General features: G+C 66.2%; 19 protein-coding genes and 3 tRNA genes. 16 read left to right on the top strand and 6 right to left on the bottom strand.

Translation table 11 applies throughout. The features are described from left to right. Positions 1–93: 93 nt before the first annotated feature. The 5 genes from proB to ACYQ6W_RS13740 all read right to left on the bottom strand — a co-directional run bounded on the left by proB (position 94) and on the right by ACYQ6W_RS13740 (position 3893). Positions 94–1212: a glutamate 5-kinase gene (gene proB / locus ACYQ6W_RS13720; protein WP_459675994.1), complete on the bottom strand. Its 1119-nt coding sequence runs from the start codon at positions 1210–1212 to the stop codon at positions 94–96. Continuing rightward, positions 1209–2243: a GTPase ObgE gene (obgE, locus tag ACYQ6W_RS13725; protein ID WP_459675997.1), complete on the bottom strand. Its 1035-nt coding sequence runs from the start codon at positions 2241–2243 to the stop codon at positions 1209–1211. The genes proB and obgE overlap by 4 nt, the downstream gene beginning before the upstream one ends. Positions 2244–2340: 97 nt before the next feature. Continuing rightward, a complete protein-coding gene (gene rpmA, locus ACYQ6W_RS13730; protein WP_459675999.1) occupies positions 2341–2607 on the bottom strand; it encodes a 50S ribosomal protein L27 in 267 nt (88 codons plus the stop codon). 29 nt (positions 2608–2636) lie between these two features. Continuing rightward, positions 2637–2954 carry a 50S ribosomal protein L21 gene (gene rplU / locus ACYQ6W_RS13735; RefSeq protein WP_459676000.1) on the bottom strand — a complete coding sequence of 106 codons (318 nt, stop codon included), beginning with the start codon at positions 2952–2954 and terminating at the stop codon, positions 2637–2639. Between the two features lie 180 nt (positions 2955–3134). Then, complete coding sequence (locus ACYQ6W_RS13740) at positions 3135–3893, bottom strand: SDR family oxidoreductase (RefSeq protein ID WP_459676228.1); 759 nt, start codon at positions 3891–3893, stop codon at positions 3135–3137. A gap of 182 nt (positions 3894–4075) precedes the next feature. Here ACYQ6W_RS13740 and ACYQ6W_RS13745 point away from each other — a divergent pair, with 182 nt between their 5' ends. The 9 genes from ACYQ6W_RS13745 to ACYQ6W_RS13785 all read left to right on the top strand — a co-directional run bounded on the left by ACYQ6W_RS13745 (position 4076) and on the right by ACYQ6W_RS13785 (position 13355). Continuing rightward, a complete protein-coding gene (locus ACYQ6W_RS13745) occupies positions 4076–4642 on the top strand; it encodes a type 1 glutamine amidotransferase domain-containing protein (protein WP_459676003.1) in 567 nt (188 codons plus the stop codon). Between the two features lie 84 nt (positions 4643–4726). Next, a complete protein-coding gene (locus tag ACYQ6W_RS13750) occupies positions 4727–6148 on the top strand; it encodes an NAD(P)H-hydrate dehydratase (RefSeq protein ID WP_459676005.1) in 1422 nt (473 codons plus the stop codon). A gap of 90 nt (positions 6149–6238) precedes the next feature. Next, positions 6239–6323 (top strand) — tRNA-Leu (locus ACYQ6W_RS13755). Between the two features lie 87 nt (positions 6324–6410). Continuing rightward, entirely contained in the window at positions 6411–7745 is a 1335-nt protein-coding gene (gene tig, locus ACYQ6W_RS13760) for a trigger factor (RefSeq protein WP_459676007.1), read from the top strand. Between the two features lie 225 nt (positions 7746–7970). Beyond that, a complete protein-coding gene (clpP, locus tag ACYQ6W_RS13765; protein WP_459676009.1) occupies positions 7971–8615 on the top strand; it encodes an ATP-dependent Clp endopeptidase proteolytic subunit ClpP in 645 nt (214 codons plus the stop codon). 254 nt (positions 8616–8869) lie between these two features. Then, entirely contained in the window at positions 8870–10123 is a 1254-nt protein-coding gene (gene clpX, locus ACYQ6W_RS13770) for an ATP-dependent Clp protease ATP-binding subunit ClpX (protein ID WP_459676011.1), read from the top strand. A gap of 71 nt (positions 10124–10194) precedes the next feature. After that, positions 10195–12606, top strand: coding sequence for an endopeptidase La (gene lon, locus ACYQ6W_RS13775; protein WP_459676230.1), 2412 nt, complete (start codon positions 10195–10197; stop codon positions 12604–12606). Positions 12607–12858: 252 nt separating this feature from the next. Then, positions 12859–13119 carry an HU family DNA-binding protein gene (locus ACYQ6W_RS13780; RefSeq protein ID WP_459676232.1) on the top strand — a complete coding sequence of 87 codons (261 nt, stop codon included), beginning with the start codon at positions 12859–12861 and terminating at the stop codon, positions 13117–13119. A gap of 161 nt (positions 13120–13280) precedes the next feature. Then, positions 13281–13355: transfer RNA gene (locus tag ACYQ6W_RS13785), tRNA-Val, on the top strand. 28 nt (positions 13356–13383) lie between these two features. Here the strand turns inward: ACYQ6W_RS13785 and ACYQ6W_RS13790 are convergent. Then, complete coding sequence (locus ACYQ6W_RS13790; protein WP_459676012.1) at positions 13384–13677, bottom strand: hypothetical protein; 294 nt, start codon at positions 13675–13677, stop codon at positions 13384–13386. Between the two features lie 150 nt (positions 13678–13827). On the opposite strand from ACYQ6W_RS13790, the gene ACYQ6W_RS13795 reads away from it, so the two are divergent. The 7 genes from ACYQ6W_RS13795 (at position 13828) to nuoF (ending at position 19072) form a co-directional block, all read left to right on the top strand. Then, positions 13828–13904, top strand: a tRNA-Asp gene (locus tag ACYQ6W_RS13795). 222 nt (positions 13905–14126) lie between these two features. Continuing rightward, a complete protein-coding gene (locus ACYQ6W_RS13800) occupies positions 14127–14498 on the top strand; it encodes an NADH-quinone oxidoreductase subunit A (RefSeq protein ID WP_459676015.1) in 372 nt (123 codons plus the stop codon). A 5-nt stretch (positions 14499–14503) separates the two neighbouring features. After that, positions 14504–15076 (top strand): NuoB/complex I 20 kDa subunit family protein, encoded by a 573-nt coding sequence (locus tag ACYQ6W_RS13805; RefSeq protein ID WP_459676017.1) that lies wholly within the window; start codon positions 14504–14506, stop codon positions 15074–15076. Between the two features lie 58 nt (positions 15077–15134). Next, positions 15135–15716, top strand: coding sequence for an NADH-quinone oxidoreductase subunit C (locus tag ACYQ6W_RS13810; protein ID WP_459676233.1), 582 nt, complete (start codon positions 15135–15137; stop codon positions 15714–15716). Positions 15717–15719: 3 nt separating this feature from the next. Then, positions 15720–16982 carry an NADH-quinone oxidoreductase subunit D gene (locus ACYQ6W_RS13815; protein WP_459676018.1) on the top strand — a complete coding sequence of 421 codons (1263 nt, stop codon included), beginning with the start codon at positions 15720–15722 and terminating at the stop codon, positions 16980–16982. A 2-nt stretch (positions 16983–16984) separates the two neighbouring features. Then, entirely contained in the window at positions 16985–17743 is a 759-nt protein-coding gene (locus tag ACYQ6W_RS13820; RefSeq protein ID WP_459676021.1) for a complex I 24 kDa subunit family protein, read from the top strand. Between the two features lie 9 nt (positions 17744–17752). Then, the gene (gene nuoF, locus ACYQ6W_RS13825; RefSeq protein WP_459676235.1) at positions 17753–19072 is read left to right on the top strand and encodes an NADH-quinone oxidoreductase subunit NuoF; all 1320 of its coding nucleotides are present in this window, start codon (positions 17753–17755) and stop codon (positions 19070–19072) included. Positions 19073–19074: the final 2 nt, after the last annotated feature.

The following is a 19074-nucleotide window of genomic DNA, read 5'->3' on the forward strand; positions in this document are numbered from 1 at the left end:
CGCTCTTTAACGAAGGCAGCCCTACGCCACCTGCATGAAACGTTTTTATATCGTGATTATCGCCAGGTTGCGCGGCGAAAATGATCGCACGATTCAGATCAGGACGAGATCGTCGCGGTGGATCAGCTCATCCCGCCCGCGCCAGCCGAGAATCGCTTCGATCTCTTCCGAGCGATGGCCAGCGATGCGCCGCGCGTCCTCGGCCGAATAGGCGGAGAGGCCACGGCCCAGTTCCGTGCCGTCCGGCCCCAACACGCGCACCGCATCGCCACGGGCGAAATCTCCGGCGACCACCCGCACGCCGGCCGGCAGCAGCGAACTGCCGCGGGTGAGGGCACGGGCTGCACCACCATCCACGGTCAGTGTGCCGAGCGGGGACAGGCTGCCACCAATCCAGCGCTTGCGAGCGGAGCGGCCGTCGCCGCTCGGCAGGAACCAGGTGCAGGGCGCGCCTTCCAGCAGGGCCCGTAGGGGATGGGGCCGGTGGCCGAGGGCAATCGCCATCGCGCAGCCGGCAGCCGTCGCAATCCGCGCGGCAACGAGCTTGGTGCGCATCCCGCCTGAGGAATAACCGGGGGGCGGTTCACCGCCCATGGCGTCGATCTCGGGCGTCATCACCGGCACGACCGGGATGTGGCGCGCATCAGGGTCACGCCGCGGGTCGGCGGTATAGAGCCCGTCGATGTCGGAGAGCAGGACGAGCTGGTCCGCCTCCACCATCTCGGCGACGCGCGCGGCCAGGCGGTCATTGTCGCCGAAGCGGATTTCCGCCGTCGCCACCGTGTCGTTCTCGTTGATCACCGGCACGCAGCCGAGGGCGAGGAGCGTGGTGAGCGTCGCCCGGGCATTGAGGTAGCGGCGCCGGTCCTCGGTGTCCTCCATGGTCAGCAGCAGCTGCGCCGCCGTGATGTTCTGGGCGGAAAGCGCCTCCGTCCAGGCCTGGGCCAGACGGATTTGGCCGACCGCTGCCGCCGCCTGCTTCTCCTCGAGCTTGAGGCGCGGCTGGGTGAGGTTCAGCGTGCGGCGCGCGAGGGCGATGGCGCCGGAGGAGACGACGATCACCTCCGTCCCCTGGGCGCGCAGGGTCGCGATGTCCTCCGCGACCTCGTTCAGCCAGAGCTGGCGGGGGGTTGCCGCCGCCTGGTCCACGACCAGCGCGGAGCCGAGCTTGACGACGAGGCGGCGGGCGCTGCCGAGAGCCGGCAGAATCACGCCCGCGCCTCCTTCTTGAGCGCCGCCGTGCGATCGGCCCGCGTCTCCTTCACGATGTTCATCAGGGCGCGCAGCACTTCGGGCACGCCTTCGCCGGACACGCCGGAGGCGACGAAGACGGGGGCACCGGAGGCCTTCGCCAGTGCCGCACGCCGCGCCGAAAGCTCGCGGGAGCTCATCGCATCCGCCTTGTTGAGGACGAGGATCTCCGGCTTGTCGAGCAGGCCGGCGCCATAGGCCTCCAGCTCGCCGCGCACCGTGCGCCAGGCATCCACCACGTTGCCGGCGGCGCCGTCGATGAGATGCAGGAGAGCGGCACAGCGCTCGACATGGCCGAGGAAACGGTCCCCAAGGCCCACGCCTTCATGCGCGCCTTCGATCAGCCCCGGAATGTCAGCGAGGACGAATTCCTCATACTCCGTCGGCCGCACCACGCCGAGCTGCGGCACCAGGGTGGTGAAGGGGTAGTCCGCGATCTTCGGCTTGGCGGCGGAGACGACGGAGAGGAAGGTCGACTTGCCCGCATTCGGCAGCCCGACGAGGCCGACATCGGCGATGAGCTTGAGGCGCAGCCAGACCCAGCGCTCTTCGCCCGGCCAGCCCTTGTCGGCCCGGCGGGGTGCCCGGTTGGTACTGCTCTTGAACATGGCGTTGCCGTGGCCGCCATCGCCGCCGCGGCACAGCACCACACGGCTGTCCGGCCGGTCGAGATCGGCGAGCAGGGTCTCGCGGTCGTCGTCCAGGATTTCGGTGCCGATCGGCACCTTGATGACGATGGATTCGGCATCCCGGCCAGTGCGGTCCGAGCCTGATCCGTTGCCGCCCTTGGGCGCCTTGAAGTGCTGGGTGTAGCGGAAGTCGATCAGCGTATTGAGGTCGGGCGAGACCTCGAAAATGATGTCCCCGCCGCGGCCGCCATTGCCACCGTCCGGGCCGCCATATTCGATGTATTTTTCCCGCCGGAAGGCGACCACGCCGTCCCCGCCGTCACCGGAGCGGACATAGATCTTGGCCTGGTCGAGGAACTTCATGGAGGCACCGCAAAAGAAAGAGGGGCCGACAGAGCCGGCCCCTTGCAAGTCGTATGGGGCGGGCCCGAGGGCCCGCAAAAAACGAAGGGCCGGGTGGTTACTCGGCGGCCTGCGGCAGCGGCGTGACCGACACATGGGTGCGGTCGGCCTTCTTCTGGAAGGTCACGTGGCCATCGACGAGGGCGAAGATCGTGTGATCCTTGCCGAGGCCGACGTTCTGGCCGGGCTTCATCTTCGTGCCGCGCTGGCGGACGATGATGTTGCCGGCGACGACGCTCTCGCCACCGAACTTCTTGACGCCGAGGCGGCGGCCCGCGGTATCGCGACCGTTGCGGGACGAACCGCCAGCTTTCTTATGTGCCATCTCTCTGTCTCCTGCTTAAAGCGCGGGGCTCAGGCCGCGTTGATGTCGGCGATGCGCAGCACGGTGACGTGCTGGCGATGGCCGTTCTTGCGGCGGCTGTTCTGCCGGCGGCGCTTCTTGAAGATGATGACCTTCGCCAGGCGGTCCTGGGCGACGACGGTGGCCGTGACGGTGGCACCGGCCACGAGCGGGGCACCGACCTTCGCTTCGACGCCTTCGCCACCCACGGCGAGGACTTCGTCGAAGGTCACGGTGCTGCCGGCCTCGGCCTCGAGCTTCTCAATCTTCACGATCGCGTTCGGCTGAACGCGGTACTGCTTTCCGCCCGTGCGGATCACTGCAAACATAGTCTCATTCTCTTTCATGCTGCACCCTCGTTGGGGCGGCTTCTTTTTATGAGGCCGGGCGCGGCGTCTCCGCCTGCGCTGGTCCAGCCGGCGGGGTGTATGCAGCCGGCCGGCCCATGTCAAATGGATTGCGCGGCCAGGCTCTGCGCCGCGGGCGCGGCAGGCGCGCGCCCGGGTGGCTCAGCACTCCTTCTGCACTTTCAGGCCGCCGAAGCTCTGCACCACTGGCATGATTTCGATGGTGTTGACGTTGAAATGCTCCGGCAGGGAGACGATCCAGCGCACGGTCTCCGCCACGTCTTCCGAGGTCAGCGGCGTCGTGCCGGCATAGATGCTGGCGGCTTTCGCATCGTCGCCGGCGAAGCGGACGTTGGAGAACTCGGTGCCGGCGACCAGGCCCGGCTCGATATTCGTCACCCGCACGCGGGTGCCTGCGAGATCGGCGCGCAGATTGAGCGAGAACTGGCGCACGAAGGCCTTGGTGGCGCCATAGACGTTGCCGCCGAAATAGGGCCAGGTGCCGGCGACCGAGCCCATGTTCACGACATGGCCGCGATTGCGGCTGACCATGCCCGGCAGCACCGCGCGGGTGACGTAGGTCAGCCCTTTGACATTGGTGTCGATCATCCGCTCCCAATTGTCGAGCTTCGCCTCCTGCGCGGGTTCCAGGCCGAGGGCGAGGCCGGCGTTGTTCACCAGCACGTCGATGGCGGCCCATTCGGCCGGCAGGCCCTCGATCGCGGCGAAGACGGCCGTGGGGTCCGTGACGTCGAGTTCCAGCGGCAGGACCTTCTCCGGCCCCAGCTCGGCGGCCAGCGCCTGCAGCCGGTCCAGCCGGCGGGCCGTCGCGATCACCTTGTGGCCCTGGGGCACCAGCGCGCGGGCGATATCGGCGCCGAAGCCGGCGCTCGCTCCCGTGATGAGGACGATCATGGGCAGTCTCCTTGGGGCTTGTTCGGGATTCCTCCGATCTCTGCCAGTTCCGCTGCTGCAGGCAAAGGGCGGTTGGGCCTGAAAGGGCGTTGCGCCGGTTTTGGTGAGGTCACAAGGATGGGCGGATGGTTGAGCCTGCCGGCGCCGCGCCTCACCTCCTGCCTCAAGACAGAGGAAAGAAGATCCCCATGACCATTTCCAATTGCAAGGTGGCGGCGCTGGTGACCGACGGATTCGAGCAGGTCGAGCTGACCGGCCCGATGGAAGCGCTGCGGGCGGCGGGTGCGACGGTCGTCGTCGTCTCCCCCAAGGACGGTGAGATCCAGGGCATGAACCATGACGAGAAGGGCGACACCTTCCAGCCGGATCGCACGCTCGCATCCGCCAGCCCCGAGGAATTCGACGCGTTGCTGCTCCCCGGCGGCGTCGCCAACCCTGATTATCTCAGGGTAGACCCCAAGGCCGTCGGCTTCGTCAGGCATTTCGTGAGCGAGAAGAAGCCGATCGCCGCGATCTGCCACGGTCCGTGGACGCTGATCGAGGCGGGCGGCGTCAAGGGCCGTAACCTCACCTCCTGGCCGTCGCTCAAGACCGACCTCATCAATGCTGGGGCGCATTGGGCGGATCAGACGGTGGTGCAGGACGGCTTGCTCGTCACCTCCCGTAAACCGGACGACATTCCGGCCTTCTCCAAAGCCTTCATCGCCTTGCTGGAAGGGCAGGGCTACTCCGAAGGTGTCCGTCGCGCGTCCTAGTCCGAGGATCGCGGCATGATAGAAAGGCCCGGTGCTCTGCGCCGGGCCTTCGTCGTGCCGGGTCACCGTCGTGAGGAGTAAGGAATGCGCTATCCGCCGGAACTGCTGACGCCCACGGAGATGGCGGCGGTCGACGCGCGCGCGCCGGGCCTCGGCGTCTCCGGGCTCCAGCTCATGGAGAATGCCGGTCGTGCGGTGGCCCGTGCGATCCGCCGGGACTATGCGCCCGCCCCCACCCTCGTGCTCTGCGGCCCCGGCAACAATGGGGGGGACGGCTACGTCGTCGCCCGGCTGCTGCAGGAGATGGGCTGGCCGGTGCGGCTCGCACGCCTCGGCGACCCACGGGCGGGCACCGATGCCGCTGCCATGGCTGCCGCTTGGCGCGGGCCCGAAGCGCCCTTCACGCCCGAGGAGGCAGCCCGGGCGGATCTGGTCGTCGATGCCGTCTTCGGCGCCGGGCTGGCGCGGGATCTGGACCCAGCGGTCTCCGCCGTTCTGGCCGCCGCCCGTCGAGTCGTCGCAGTGGACGTGCCGAGCGGCCTCGACGGTGCGACGGGCGCAGCCCGCGGCGCCGTCGCGCGGGCGGAACTGACCGTCACCTTCCATCGCCTGAAGCCGGGGCATCTGCTGCTGCCCGGCCGGGCGCTGTGCGGACGGCTGCATCTCGCCGACATCGGCATGCCGCCCGGGGCGATGCTCAGAGATCAGGTGAACACCTTCGCCAATGGTCCTGATCTTTGGACATTACCCTCGCTCACCCTGTCGGGCCAGAAATACACCCGTGGGATGCTGTCGGTGCTGGCTGGCAGCGAGATGGCGGGGGCCGCGCGGATGGCGGCGATGGGCGCGCGCCGTGCGGGTGCAGGGCTCCTCACCATGGTGGTGGAGGGTGATGGCGACGTGCTGCGCGCGACCGAGCCGGGCCTCATCGTCTCGGAAGCGCCGCTAGACACATTGCTTCAGGATCAACGTCGTAAGACGTGGCTTTGCGGTCCTGGCTTAGGATTGGAGCGCGCCCGACATGTGCTGCCGCAGCTCATTGCGGCGGAACGCCGGATCGTCGCCGACGCCGACGCCCTGGGTGCGTGCGCGGGGGATCCGGACAAGCTCAGAGGCGTGTCCATCATCACCCCGCATGGCGGTGAGTTTTCAAAACTTTTTGGTCCCGTGGGCGCCTGCAAACTGGCGGCGGCGCGGGCCGCCGCGGCGCGCATTGACGCGGTCGTCGTCTTCAAGGGCGCCGATACCGTGATCGCGGCCCCGGATGGCCGTGCGGCCATCAACGACAACGCCCCGGCCTCACTCGCGACGGCCGGCAGCGGCGACGTGCTCGCCGGCATCATCGCGGGTCTGCTGACCCAGGGCATGGAGCCGTGGGCGGCGGCGGCGGCCGGTGTCTGGCTGCATGGCGAGGCGGCACGCCACGCGCCGCATGCCGCCGCCCTCATCGCCGAGGATCTGGGCGAGGGGCTGGCGCGCGCCTTCGCGGCTCTTGCCGAGGGGTAGTTCCGCTCCGGCACAGACAAGCCCTGTGGGGCGCGCGCTTGTGAGGAAACGAGAGGTGCTGTAAAGCGCGCCCCCTACAGCTGCGGCCCCGCGGGCGTGGTGAAATTGGCAGACACGCCAGATTTAGGTTCTGGTGGCGCAAGCCGTGGGGGTTCAAGTCCCTCCGCCCGCACCAGTCTTCCGCACCGTGCCGGCCATCCGCCGATGCTGGCCTTCGTCCCCTCTAACGCCTTTCGTACGACCCGGAGCCCTGAGACTTTCAATGCAGATCAACCAAACCCAGTCCGAAGGGCTGAAGCAGGCTTTCACCGTCACGCTGCCCTTCGCGGATCTCGAACAGAAGCGGCAGGCGCGGCTGGTTGAGCTGGGCCGCACCATCCGCCTGCCGGGCTTCCGGCCGGGCAAGGTGCCGATGTCGCTGCTGCAGAAGCGCTACGGCTCCGCCGTCATGGCCGAGGTCGCCGACGAGTCGGTGAACGAGGCGACCCGCCAGCTGCTGTCCGAGCGCGGCCTGCGCCCGGCCATGCAGCCGAAGGTCGATCTCGTCTCCGCCGGCGAGGACAAGGACCTGGAATTTACCCTGCAGCTCGAAGTGCTGCCGGAAATCGAAGTGCCGGCACTCGGCGAGATCAGCCTGACCCGTCTCAAGGCCGAGCCCGGCGACGAGGCGGTCCAGCAGGGTCTCGACAACCTGCTCAAGAGCCGCCGCAAGGAAGTGGACGTGACCGAGGATCGTCCGGCCGCGACCGGTGACGCGGTGGTGGTGGACTTCGTGGGCCGCATCGATGGCGTCGCCTTCGAGGGCGGCACGGCGCAGGACGTCTCGGTCGAACTCGGCGGCTCCGGCTTCATCCCGGGCTTCGCCGAGGGCATCGACGGCATCAAGGTCGGCGAAACCCGCACCATCAAGGTGACCTTCCCGGCCGAATACGGCGCGGCCGAGCTTGCCGGCAAGGATGCCGAGTTCGAGATCACCGCCAAGGCGCTGAAGCAGTTCGAGACTCCGGTGGCGGACGACGCGCTGGCGACCGAACTCGGCTTCGAGGACCTCGAAGACCTCAAGAAGTTCATCAAGGACCGTCTGCAGCGCGAACTGGATCAGGAGGCACGCCAGCACCTCAAGCGCCAGCTGCTCGATGCCCTGGCCGATCGCATCAGCTTCGACGTGCCGCCGAGCCTCTCCGACAGCGAATTCACGCAGATCTGGAATCGCCTGGAAGAAGAGCGCAAGGCCGGTCGTCTCGACGAGGCCGACAAGGACAAGGACGAGGAGACGCTGAAGGCCGAGTATCGCGCCATCGCAGACCGCCGCGTTCGCCTCGGCCTGCTGCTCGCTGAAATCGGCCAGAAGAACGGCATCACGGTTTCCAGCGAGGAGCTGAACCGCGCGATCTTCCAGCACAGCATGATGTATGGCGCGCGCCAGAAGGAAGCGCTCGACATGTTCCGCAAGAATCCGCAGGCAGCGGAATTCCTGCGCGGCCCGATCTTCGAGGAGAAGGTCGTGGACTACGTGCTCGAGCTGGCCAAGGTCGAAGACAAGCCGGTGACGACGGAAGAGCTGGCGGCGGCGACGGCGGCCGACGCCGAGGGCTGATCCCCCTCTTTTAATTTCTGACGGGCAGCCTCACATTGCGTTGAGGCTGCCTCCGCCTCTGCCGTTCTCCGTCGCCCGCTGTGGGACGGGGCCGGCCGAGGGGAGGCCTGGAGCACACCATCTCCGGTCGGCCTCTTGCGAGACGAGCAGGTTCATGAGGAAATGGTCGGTGATTCGCATCGCATCGCTTCGGGACGCAGCACCCGGGCGGGGAAAGGACTGAGAATGCAAGACCGGGACCCCCTGACCGTCTACAACAACACCCTGGTTCCGATCGTCGTCGAGCAGACCTCGCGGGGCGAGCGGTCCTACGACATCTATTCGCGCCTGCTGAAGGAGCGGATCATCTTCATGACCGGGCAGGTCTTCGACGAGATGAGCTCTCTGATCTGCGCGCAGCTGCTGTTCCTGGAAAGCGAGAATCCGACAAAGGACATCGCCTTCTACATCAACAGCCCGGGCGGCGTGGTCACCTCCGGCCTCGCGATCTACGACACCATGCAGTACATCCGCTGCCCGGTGAGCACGGTCTGCATCGGTCAGGCTGCGTCCATGGGCAGCCTGCTGCTCACGGCGGGTGCTGCCGGCAAGCGCTTCGCACTGCCCAACGCCCGCATCATGGTGCATCAGCCCTCCGGCGGTGCGCAGGGCCAGGCGACCGACATTCAGATCCAGGCGCAGGAGATTCTGCGTATCCGGCAGCGCCTGAACGAGATCTACGTCAAGCATACGGGCCAGTCTCTGGACACCATCGAGCGCAAGCTGGAGCGCGACAGCTTCATGTCGGCGGCCGAGGCGAAGGATTTCGGGCTGATCGACGAGGTGGTGGAAAGCCGCCCGGCCGGCCCGGAAGACGTGAAGGGCGCCTAAACCTCGAGGGACCTTCGCCCTGGCTGCAGCGGCCGGGGCGGCTGGCCCCGATCTTGAATGACCGCAGGGACCCGCGAACCGACGGGGCTCTCCGGGGCGGTTACCGGGGCGGCGGCGCTGCCGCCCAAGCCGTGTCGTGACGTGACGGCGGGCCCGATCGCCGAGACGCGGCGGGGCCAGCACCTTGTTTCTTAATGCTCCCGGGGCGTAGTCTGGATGACCGGCGCCTGGGCGACCCGGGAGAGGAGCCTGCCATGAGCAAGACAAGCGATTCGAAGAACACCCTGTACTGCTCGTTCTGCGGCAAGTCCCAGCACGAAGTACGCAAGCTGATCGCAGGGCCGACCGTCTTCATCTGCGACGAATGCGTCGAACTCTGCATGGACATCATCCGTGAGGAGAACAAGACGCATCTCGTGAAGTCCCGGGATGGCGTGCCCACGCCGCGCGAGATTTGCAAGGTGCTGGACGATTATGTCATCGGCCAGACACACGCGAAGAAGGTCCTCAGCGTCGCGGTCCACAATCATTACAAGCGGCTGGCGCACGGCCAGAAGCACAATGACGTGGAGATCGCGAAGTCCAACATCATGCTGATCGGGCCCACGGGTTCGGGCAAGACGCTGCTCGCGCAGACGCTGGCCCGCATGCTGGACGTGCCCTTCACCATGGCGGACGCGACCACGCTGACGGAAGCCGGCTATGTCGGTGAGGATGTCGAGAACATCATCCTCAAGCTGCTGCAGGCGGCCGACTACAATGTGGAGCGGGCGCAGCGCGGCATCGTCTATATCGATGAGGTCGACAAGATCAGCCGCAAGTCGGACAACCCTTCCATCACCCGCGACGTGAGCGGGGAGGGCGTGCAGCAGGCCCTGCTGAAGATCATGGAAGGCACCGTTGCCTCCGTGCCGCCGCAGGGTGGACGCAAGCATCCGCAGCAGGAATTCCTGCAGGTCGACACCACCAACATCCTGTTCATCTGCGGCGGCGCTTTCGCCGGGCTCGACAAGATCATCGCGGCCCGCGGCAAGGGCTCGGGCATCGGTTTCGGCGCCTCGGTGAAGGACCCGGACGAGCGGCGCACGGGCGAACTGCTGCGCGAGGTGGAGCCGGAGGATCTGCTCCGCTTCGGGCTCATCCCAGAGTTCATCGGCCGTCTGCCGGTGCTGGCTACCCTTGAAGACCTGGACGAGAATGCCCTTGTCGAAATTCTGACCAAACCGAAGAACGCGATCGTCAAGCAGTACAGCCGCCTCTTCGAGATGGAAGGGGTGAAGCTGAACTTCACCGACGACGCCCTGCGCTCGGTGGCCGGCCGCGCCATCAAGCGCAAGACCGGGGCGCGCGGGCTCCGCTCCATCATGGAGCAGATCCTGCTCAGCACGATGTATGAGCTCCCCGGCCTGAACAATGTCGAGGAAGTCGTCATCAACCGCGAAGTGGCCGAGAACCGCGCCGAACCCTTGTTCACTTACGGCAAGGAACGGGCGGAAGAGAGTGCATGACCGGATGCCGCTGACGGGTCCGGTGAGAGAACGACTGTCCTTGAAAGGAGGTCATCGTGAGTGAAGAAGAAATGGCGGCCGAGGTGATGCCGGTGGAGGGACGGATGCCCGTTCTGCCGCTGCGCGACATCGTGGTCTTCCCGCATATGATCGTGCCACTTTTCGTGGGCCGCGAAAAATCGGTTCGCGCCCTGGAGGCGGTGGCCAAGGAAGGCAAGCAGATCCTTCTCGTCGCCCAGAAGAACGCGGCGCAGGACGATCCCTCCGCCGAAGACATCTACCGCGTCGGCACCGTCTCCACGATTCTGCAGCTGCTGAAGCTGCCGGACGGCACGGTGAAGGTGCTGGTGGAAGGCACCAGCCGCGCCACCGTGACGCGCTTCACCGAGGTCGAGAATTATTTCGAGGCCGAGGTCGAGCCGCTGGCGGAGAAGATCGGCGACGCGAAGGAGCTGGAAGCGCTCGGCCGCACGGTGGTCGGCCAGTTCGAGCAATACATCAAGCTCAACAAGAAGATCGCCCAGGAAGTTCTGGTCTCCCTCAACCAGATCGAGGATCCGGGCAAGCTTGCCGATACGGTGGCGAGCCACCTCACGCTGAAGATCGCCGAGAAGCAGGAGCTTCTCGAAATGCCGGCGGTGGACGAGCGGCTGGAGCGGCTGTTCGCCCATATGGAGACGGAGATCGGCGTTCTTCAGGTGGAGAAGCGCATCCGCAACCGCGTGAAGCGGCAGATGGAGAAGACCCAGCGCGAGTACTACCTGAACGAGCAGCTCAAGGCGATTCAGAAGGAGCTGGGCGAAGGCGAAGAGGGCAAGGACGAAACCGCCGAGCTCGAAGAGAAGATCCGCCGCACCAAGCTCTCCAAGGAAGCCCGCGACAAGGCCATGGCGGAGCTGAAGAAGCTGCGCACCATGAGCCCGATGAGCGCGGAAGCGACCGTTGTGCGCAACTACCTGGATTGGATCCTGTCCATCCCCTGGAAGAAGCGCAGCAAGATCAAGTCCGATCTGGTGGCGGCCGAAAAGGTGCTCAACGACGAGCACTACGCGATGGAGAAGATCAAGGAGCGGATCCTGGAGTATCTGGCGGTGCAGGTGCGCAGCCAGAAGATCAAGGGTCCGATCCTGTGCTTGGTCGGCCCCCCCGGCGTCGGCAAGACCTCGCTCGCCAAGTCCATCGCCCATGCGACGGGTCGCAACTTTGTGCGCATGTCCTTGGGCGGCGTGCGGGACGAGGCGGAGGTGCGCGGCCACCGGCGGACCTATATCGGCTCCATGCCGGGCAAGGTCATCCAGGGCATGAAGAAGGCCAAGACCTCCAATCCGCTCTTCCTGCTGGACGAGATTGACAAGCTCGGTGCCGATTGGCGCGGGGACCCGTCCTCCGCCCTGCTGGAAGTGCTGGATCCGGAGCAGAACGCGACCTTCGCCGACCACTACCTGGAGGTCGACTACGACCTGTCGGACGTGATGTTCGTGACGACCGCGAACAGCCTGCGCATGCCGCAGCCGCTGCTGGACCGCATGGAGATCATCCGCATCCCCGGCTACACCGAGGATGAGAAGATCGAAATCTCCAAGCGCCACCTGATCCCGAAGCAGGGTCAGGCGCATAACCTGAAGAAGGACGAGTGGTCGGTCTCCGACGACGCGATTCGCGACCTGATTCGCTACTACACGCGCGAAGCGGGCGTGCGTAATCTCGAACGCGAGATGGCCAACCTGGCGCGCAAGGCGGTGAAGGAGATCGTCACTGGCAAGGCGCAGCGGGTCGATTTCACCGCGGCCAACCTCGAAACCTATGCGGGCGTGCGCAAGTTCCAGTATGGCGAGGCGGAAGCCGAAGACATGGTGGGCGTGGTGACGGGTCTGGCCTGGACGGAAGTCGGCGGCGAGATCCTGACCATCGAAAGCGTGCTGCTGCCCGGCAAGGGCGGTGTGAAGCAGACCGGCAAGCTCGGCGACGTGATGCAGGAGAGCGTGGCGGCGGCGGTAAGCTACGTGCGCAGCCGCTCCATCACCTTCGGCATCAAGCCGACGCTCTTCGAGAAGCGGGACATCCACGTCCACGTGCCCGAAGGCGCGACTCCGAAGGACGGGCCGTCCGCCGGCATCGCCATGGCGACCTCTATCGTGTCCGTGCTCACGGGCATCCCGGTGCGCCGTGACGTCGCCATGACGGGCGAGGTGACGCTGCGCGGCCGAGTCCTGCCGATCGGCGGATTGAAGGAAAAACTGTTGGCGGCGCTGCGCGCCGGCATCACCACGGCCTTCATTCCGAAGGACAATGAGAAGGATCTGGCCGAAATTCCCGAAAACGTGAAAAGCGGGATCAAGATCATTCCCGTGTCCCACGTGGACGAGGTGATCAGCCAAGCTCTGGTGCGCAAACCCGAGCCAATTGAATGGGCTGAGCCTGAAGAGAGCGCGATTCCCGCCAAGTCGGGGGTCGATGAGAAGGTGCCTCTTCTGCCCCATTGAGGGCCGAAAATTCGAGGACCTGAGGACGAAAAAACGGCGGTGGATATCTATCCACCGCCTTTTTCCTGCCCTATGCCGTGATTAGGCAAAAACGACGGTTTCCTGCGCGCGCGGCGTGGAAAGCCAGTTTGCCCCGGGGGCGCGGCTTGGGCCGTTTTCCCTCGGGCGTGGTCCCGGCCGCCGCCCCATCCGGGGTGTTCCGCGCGCCGGGTTTTGGATCGTTACTGAACAGGGAGTTCTAGCGTGAACAAAATGGATTTGATCGCGGCAGTGGCAGAGGCGACCGACCTGTCCCGCGCGAAGGCCGGCGAAGTGGTGGATGCGGTTTTCGCGACGATCACCGAAGGGCTGAAGTCCTCCGAGGTGCGTCTCGTCGGCTTCGGCAATTTCGTCACCGCGCAGCGCAAGGCGGGCACCGGCCGCAATCCGCGCACGGGCGAAGAGATCGCCATCCCGGCCTCGACCTCCGTCCGCTTCAAGCCCGGCAAGGCCCTGAAGGACGCGCTGAACTAATCAGCGTCCGCTGCGCGCGCCGGGGGGCTTCCCCGCGCCGCGCCGCGACGGATCGGCCCGGCCGGCTGCGCCTGCGTAGCCGGCCGTCGTTATTTTCAGACCCTGCTGTCCGCCGTGGGGCTGGTCTTTCGCGCCCGGCTGCGGCAGAGAAGGCCCGGTTGGGGCGGTTAGCTCAGCGGTAGAGCGTCTCGTTTACACCGAGAGGGTCGGCGGTTCGAAACCGTCACCGCCCACCATCTTCCTACATAACCGACATGCGGCCCTTCACGGAGCCTCTGGCGCCCGCAGGGCCTCCAGCACGGCAGGATCCTGCCGATAGCGCTTCCGCAGCCGGGCGGCGTCGGCCTCCAGCCCGTCACAGTGCAGCCTGTGGATCGCAGCCGCGATCTCGGAGCCCCGCGCCGCGTCATACGGCTCTTCGCCCGCCCAATGATCACAGGCCGCCTGCCGCACCAGATAGGCAGTAACCTCGGGCGGCAGTTGGCCTGCGCCCGCCGTGGAGACAGGCGGGCAGCCGGCGAGGGCGGCAAGAAGCACGAGGATGTCGCGATGTCCCATGGCTGCGACTCACGGCCGGGTCGGGCAGGGGGTGTCAACGCCCGTTGCCGTTATGGCCGCCATCTCGACCTTTGTGCGAAAAGTCCCACTTTCACGGCTCCGTCACGCTTGACGGTGGCGCGCCCCCGGGTTACTTCCCCGCCCGTCGCTGCGGGTGTAGCTCAGTTGGTTAGAGCGCCGGCCTGTCACGCCGGAGGTCGCGGGTTCGAGCCCCGTCACTCGCGCCAGCGGCGACACAAAGTTTCCCAAAATCCTGCGTCATTTCAAGCGACCCCGCATCCGCGGGCGGCCGTCTGCCGTATCGTGATCCGTCTGGTTACATGGCTTTCATGACAATGGGTTAAGGGGGGTGGCGCGCCGCTCGGCGAGGGATTAGGTTCCTTTCGCCGCTGCGGCATAGATCCCGCGGCCCCGGGGCGTCCTGCCCGGGCGGCTGTTCGACCAAGGAGATGACGGTGCAACCTCTGCTCTCGCAGTACTGGCCCATCCTGATCTTTGGAGCGATCGCCCTCGGTATCGCCGGCGCCATGATGGTGGGGGCGCTCCTCGCCGCCCGTCAGAAGCCCTATGCCGAGAAGCTCTCGGCCTATGAATGCGGCTTCGACCCCTTCGACGATGCGCGCCGCCGCTTCGATGTGCGCTTCTACCTCGTCTGCCTTCTCTTCATCATCTTCGACCTCGAAGTGGCCTTCCTCTTTCCCTGGGCTGTCAGCCTGTCGCACATCGGGGTCATGGGCTTCCTGACCATGCTCGCCTTCCTGGCCGAGCTGACGGTCGGCTTCATCTATGCCTGGCGCAAGGGTGCGCTGGATTGGGAGTGACGACGATGAGCGGTGCCACCTCCGGCGATACCGGAACCGAGCTCGTCTGGAACGGGCGTGAGCTGCCCCCTGGGCCGGATCAGGATGCGGTGATGCGGGCCATCACCGGCGAGATTGCCGGCAAGGGCTTCATCGTCGGCAACCTCGACAAGATCGTGAACTGGGCGCGCACGGGCAGCCTGTGGCCGATGACCTTCGGCCTGGCCTGCTGCGCCGTCGAAATGATCCACGCCTATATGCCGCGCTACGATCTCGACCGGATGGGCGTGATCCCGCGTGCATCGCCGCGGCAGAGCGACGTCATGATCGTCGCCGGCACGCTGACCAACAAGATGGCGCCGGCGCTGCGCAAGCTCTACGACCAGATGAGCGAGCCGCGCTGGGTCATCTCCATGGGCAGCTGCGCCAATGGCGGCGGCTACTATCACTATTCCTATTCCGTCGTGCGCGGCTGCGACCGCATCGTGCCGGTGGACGTCTACGTCCCCGGCTGCCCGCCGACGGCTGAAGCGCTGGTCTACGGCATCATGCAGCTGCAGAAGAAAATCCGCCGCACCGGGACGATCCTCCGTGGCTGAGACACCCGCACCCGTTCCCGCCGAGGAACAGCTTCCGGCGCCGCTCAGCCCGACCGAGCTGCTGGCCCAATCCGCAGGTGGCCTGCCCGGCGTCCTCTCCGCGACCATCGAGGTGGGGGAGGTGGTGCTGCGCACCGACATCGCCTCGCTCATTCCGCTGATGACCGTGTTGCGGGACGATCCGCGCTTCGCCTTCGAGCAGTGCATGGACGTTTGTGGCGTCGACTGGCCGAACCGCGCCGAGCGTTTCGAGGTCGTCTACAACCTGCTCTCGGTCACGTTGAACCACCGCATCCGCATCATCGTGGCGACCGATGGCGTGCAGCCCGTGCCCTCCGTCTCCGGCCTCTGGGCCTCCGCCACGTGGTGGGAACGCGAGACCTGGGACCTCTTCGGCATCGCCTTCTCGGGCCAGCCCGATCTGCGCCGCATCCTCACCGATTACGGCTTCGTCGGCCATCCGATGCGGAAGGACTTCCCGCTCACCGGCTATGTCGAGGTGCGCTACGACGAGGAGCGCAAGGAAGTCATCAACGAGCCGGTCAAGCTCGTGCAGGATTGGCGCCGCTTCGATTTCATCTCGCCCTGGGAAGCGATGACCACGCTGCCCGGCGACGAGAAAGCCCATCGGGAGGGCTGAGGCATGGTAGAGACCCAGACCAAGACGACGATCCCTGGCATCGAGCAGCCGGACGTCGTCTCCGACCGGCCGGTCGTCAACCCCGAAACCAAGATCGTCGAGATCGACAGCCACGCGATCAATTTCGGCCCGCAGCATCCTGCCGCCCACGGCGTGCTGCGCCTGATCCTGGAGATGGACGGCGAGGTGATCGACCGCGCCGATCCGCATATCGGACTGCTGCACCGCGGCACCGAAAAGCTGATGGAATACCGGACCTATCTGCAGAGCGTCCCGTATTTCGACCGGCTCGACTATGTGAGCCCGATGGCGCAGGAGCAGGCCTATGTCATGGCCATCGAAAAGCTTCTCGGCATCACCCCGCCGGAGCGGGCGGAGTGGATCCGCACGCTCTTCGCCGAAATCACCCGCATCCTGAACCATCTCCTCAACGTCACCTCCTTCGCGCTCGACGCCGGCGCGACGACGCCGAGCCTCTGGGGCTACGAGGTGCGCGAGCAGCTAATGGAGTTCTACGAAGCGGCCTCCGGCGCGCGGATGCATGCGAATTACTTCCGCCCTGGCGGCGTGAACCGGGATCTGCCGGCGGGGCTCGAAGAGCGCATTGCCGCCTGGTGCGATACCTTCGACGGCTTCGTGAACGACCTGGAGGGGCTGCTCACCGAGAACCGTATCTGGAAGCAGCGTACCGTTGATATCGGTATCGTCTCTGCCGAGGAGGCGCTGAACTGGGGCTTCTCCGGCCCCAATCTGCGCGCCTCCGGCGTGCCGTGGGATCTGCGGCGGGCCCAGCCCTATTCCAAATACGGCGAAGTCTCCTTCGAAATTCCGGTGGCCCGCAATGGCGACTGCTACGACCGCTACCTGGTCCGCGTGCAGGAGATGCGCGAGAGCGTGAAGATCATGCGGCAGTGTCTGGCGAAGATAAAGCCGGGGCCGGTGCGCGTGCAGGACAACAAGTTCACCCCGCCGCCGCGCGGCGAGATGAAGCGCTCAATGGAAGCGCTCATCCACCACTTCAAGCTCTTCACCGAAGGCTTCCACGTGCCGGCGGGCGCGACCTATACGGCGATCGAAGCGCCCAAGGGCGAGTTCGGCGTCTATCTGGTCGCGGACGGCACCAATCGGCCCTACCGCTGCAAGATCCGCCCGACGGGGTTCGCGCATCTCCAAGCCATGGACAAGATGGCCAAGGGCCACATGCTGGCTGATGCCGTCGCCATCATCGGCTCCATCGACCTCGTGTTTGGCGAAATCGACAGGTAATCATGACCGAAACATCCGACGCCCCTGTCGCGGAGCCCACTAGCTTCGCCTTCGACGCTGAAAGCCTCGCCGAGATCGACCGTGTCCTGCTGCGCTATCCGCCGGAACGCAAGGCGAGCGCGGTCATCTTCGTGCTCTACATCGTGCAGAGCCAGATGGGTAGGCAGACCGGCATCGCCTGGGTGCCGCGCGTGGCGATGGACGTAACGGCCGCGCTGCTCGAGATGGCGCCCATCCGCGTCTATGAGGTGGCGACCTTCTACACGATGTTCAACCTCAAGCCGGTCGGCCGTTATCATCTGCAGGTTTGCACCACGACGCCCTGCTGGCTGCGCGGCTCGGATGACGTCGTTGCCGCCTGCAAGAAGGCGACCGGCATCGAACATTTCGGCGAGGTGAGCGCAGACGGGATGTTCAGCATGGTCGAGGTGGAATGCCTCGGCGCCTGTTCCAACGCGCCGATGATGCAGGTGAACAACGAAGCCTATTACGAGGATCTGGACGGGCCGCGCACGGAAGCGCTGATCGCGGCCTTCCGCCGCGGCGAGACGCCGACGCCGGGCCCGACCATCGATCGCCTGGGCAGCCGCGCCGAAGGCGGCGGCACGACGCTGAAGAATCCCGACCAGTTCTGGTCGCCCGAGAAATACGTCGTCCTCAAGCGCGAGCGCGAGGAGGCTGCGGCGCGGGCCGCAGCCGAGGCGGCAGCGGCCGCCGCTGCCAATCCGCCGGGCGATGCGCCCGCCAAGCCGGGAGCCTGAGCCATGGCCTTGCTTGAAGACAAAGACCGGATTTTCACCAATCTGCATGGCGCCGGCTCCTGGCAGCTGGACGGCGCCCGGGCGCGCGGCGATTGGGACGGCACGGCCGACCTGCTGGCCCGCGGCCGCTTCGCGATCGTCGACGAGATCAAGGCCTCCGGCCTGCGCGGCCGTGGCGGCGCGGGTTTCCCCTCCGGCCTCAAATGGTCCTTCATGCCGAAGGATCGCGGCGACAAGCCGGCCTATCTCATCGTCAATTGTGACGAGAGCGAGCCCGGCACCTGCAAGGACCGCGAGATCCTGCGCAACGAGCCGCACAAGCTGGTGGAAGGCTGCCTGATCGCTGGCTTCGCAATGGGCGCGACGGCCGCCTATTGCTACATCCGCGGCGAATACTGGCTGGAATACACCCGCCTGCAGGCGGCGGTGGAAGAGGCCTATGCCGCCGGGCTGCTCGGCAAGAATGCCGCTGGCTCCGGCTATGATTTCGACGTTTTCGTGCATCGCGGCGCCGGCGCCTATATCTGCGGCGAAGAGACGGCGATGATCGAAAGCCTCGAAGGCAAGAAGGGCATGCCGCGCTCCAAGCCGCCCTTTCCGGCGGCGATGGGCCTCTACGGCCTGCCCTCCACCGTCACCAATTGCGAGACAGTGGCGGTGTCCCCCACCATCATGCGCCGCGGGGCCGCCTGGTTCGCGAGCTTCGGCCGGGACAAGAACCAGGGCACCAAGCTCTTCTGCATCTCGGGCCACGTGAACCGGCCCTGCACCGTCGAGGAATCGATGGGCATTTCGATGCGTGAACTGATCGAAACCCATGCGGGCGGCGTGCGCGGCGGCTGGGACAATCTGCTCGCCATCATCCCGGGCGGCGTCTCGGTGCCGATGATCACCAAGGAGATGGCCGAGACCGCCATCATGGATTTCGACGGCCTCCGCGAAATGCGCTCCGGCCTCGGCACGGGCGCGGTCATCGTCATGGACAAGTCGACCGACCTGATCAAGGCCATCGCCCGGATTTCGGCCTTCTACAAGCATGAGAGCTGCGGCCAGTGCACCCCCTGCCGCGAAGGCACGGGCTGGATGATGCGGATCATGAACCGCATGGTCGAAGGCCGCGCCGAGATCGAAGAGATCGACATGCTGGAAGAGGTCACCCGCCAGGTCGAAGGCCATACGATCTGCGCGCTGGGGGATGCTGCGGCCTGGCCCATTCAGGGCCTGATCCGCCATTTCCGCCCGCTCCTGGAGGAGCGCATCGCCGCCTACAAGGCGCGCCATGCCGCGTCTCCCTCGGCCACCCAACCCATGGCGATTGCGGCGGAGTAGCG

Source organism: Acidisoma sp. 7E03, from assembly GCF_054665075.1.

Coding starts and splice junctions, on each gene's coding strand:
- obgE (WP_459675997.1), bottom strand. CDS start 2,243: ATGAAGTTCCTCGACCAGGCCAAGATCTATGTCCGCTCCGGTGACGGC.
- rpmA (WP_459675999.1), bottom strand. CDS start 2,607: ATGGCACATAAGAAAGCTGGCGGTTCGTCCCGCAACGGTCGCGATACC.
- rplU (WP_459676000.1), bottom strand. CDS start 2,954: ATGTTTGCAGTGATCCGCACGGGCGGAAAGCAGTACCGCGTTCAGCCG.
- ACYQ6W_RS13745 (WP_459676003.1), top strand. CDS start 4,076: ATGACCATTTCCAATTGCAAGGTGGCGGCGCTGGTGACCGACGGATTC.
- ACYQ6W_RS13750 (WP_459676005.1), top strand. CDS start 4,727: ATGCGCTATCCGCCGGAACTGCTGACGCCCACGGAGATGGCGGCGGTC.
- tig (WP_459676007.1), top strand. CDS start 6,411: ATGCAGATCAACCAAACCCAGTCCGAAGGGCTGAAGCAGGCTTTCACC.
- clpP (WP_459676009.1), top strand. CDS start 7,971: ATGCAAGACCGGGACCCCCTGACCGTCTACAACAACACCCTGGTTCCG.
- clpX (WP_459676011.1), top strand. CDS start 8,870: ATGAGCAAGACAAGCGATTCGAAGAACACCCTGTACTGCTCGTTCTGC.
- lon (WP_459676230.1), top strand. CDS start 10,195: ATGGCGGCCGAGGTGATGCCGGTGGAGGGACGGATGCCCGTTCTGCCG.
- ACYQ6W_RS13780 (WP_459676232.1), top strand. CDS start 12,859: ATGGATTTGATCGCGGCAGTGGCAGAGGCGACCGACCTGTCCCGCGCG.
- ACYQ6W_RS13790 (WP_459676012.1), bottom strand. CDS start 13,677: ATGGGACATCGCGACATCCTCGTGCTTCTTGCCGCCCTCGCCGGCTGC.
- ACYQ6W_RS13800 (WP_459676015.1), top strand. CDS start 14,127: ATGACGGTGCAACCTCTGCTCTCGCAGTACTGGCCCATCCTGATCTTT.
- ACYQ6W_RS13805 (WP_459676017.1), top strand. CDS start 14,504: ATGAGCGGTGCCACCTCCGGCGATACCGGAACCGAGCTCGTCTGGAAC.
- ACYQ6W_RS13815 (WP_459676018.1), top strand. CDS start 15,720: ATGGTAGAGACCCAGACCAAGACGACGATCCCTGGCATCGAGCAGCCG.
- ACYQ6W_RS13820 (WP_459676021.1), top strand. CDS start 16,985: ATGACCGAAACATCCGACGCCCCTGTCGCGGAGCCCACTAGCTTCGCC.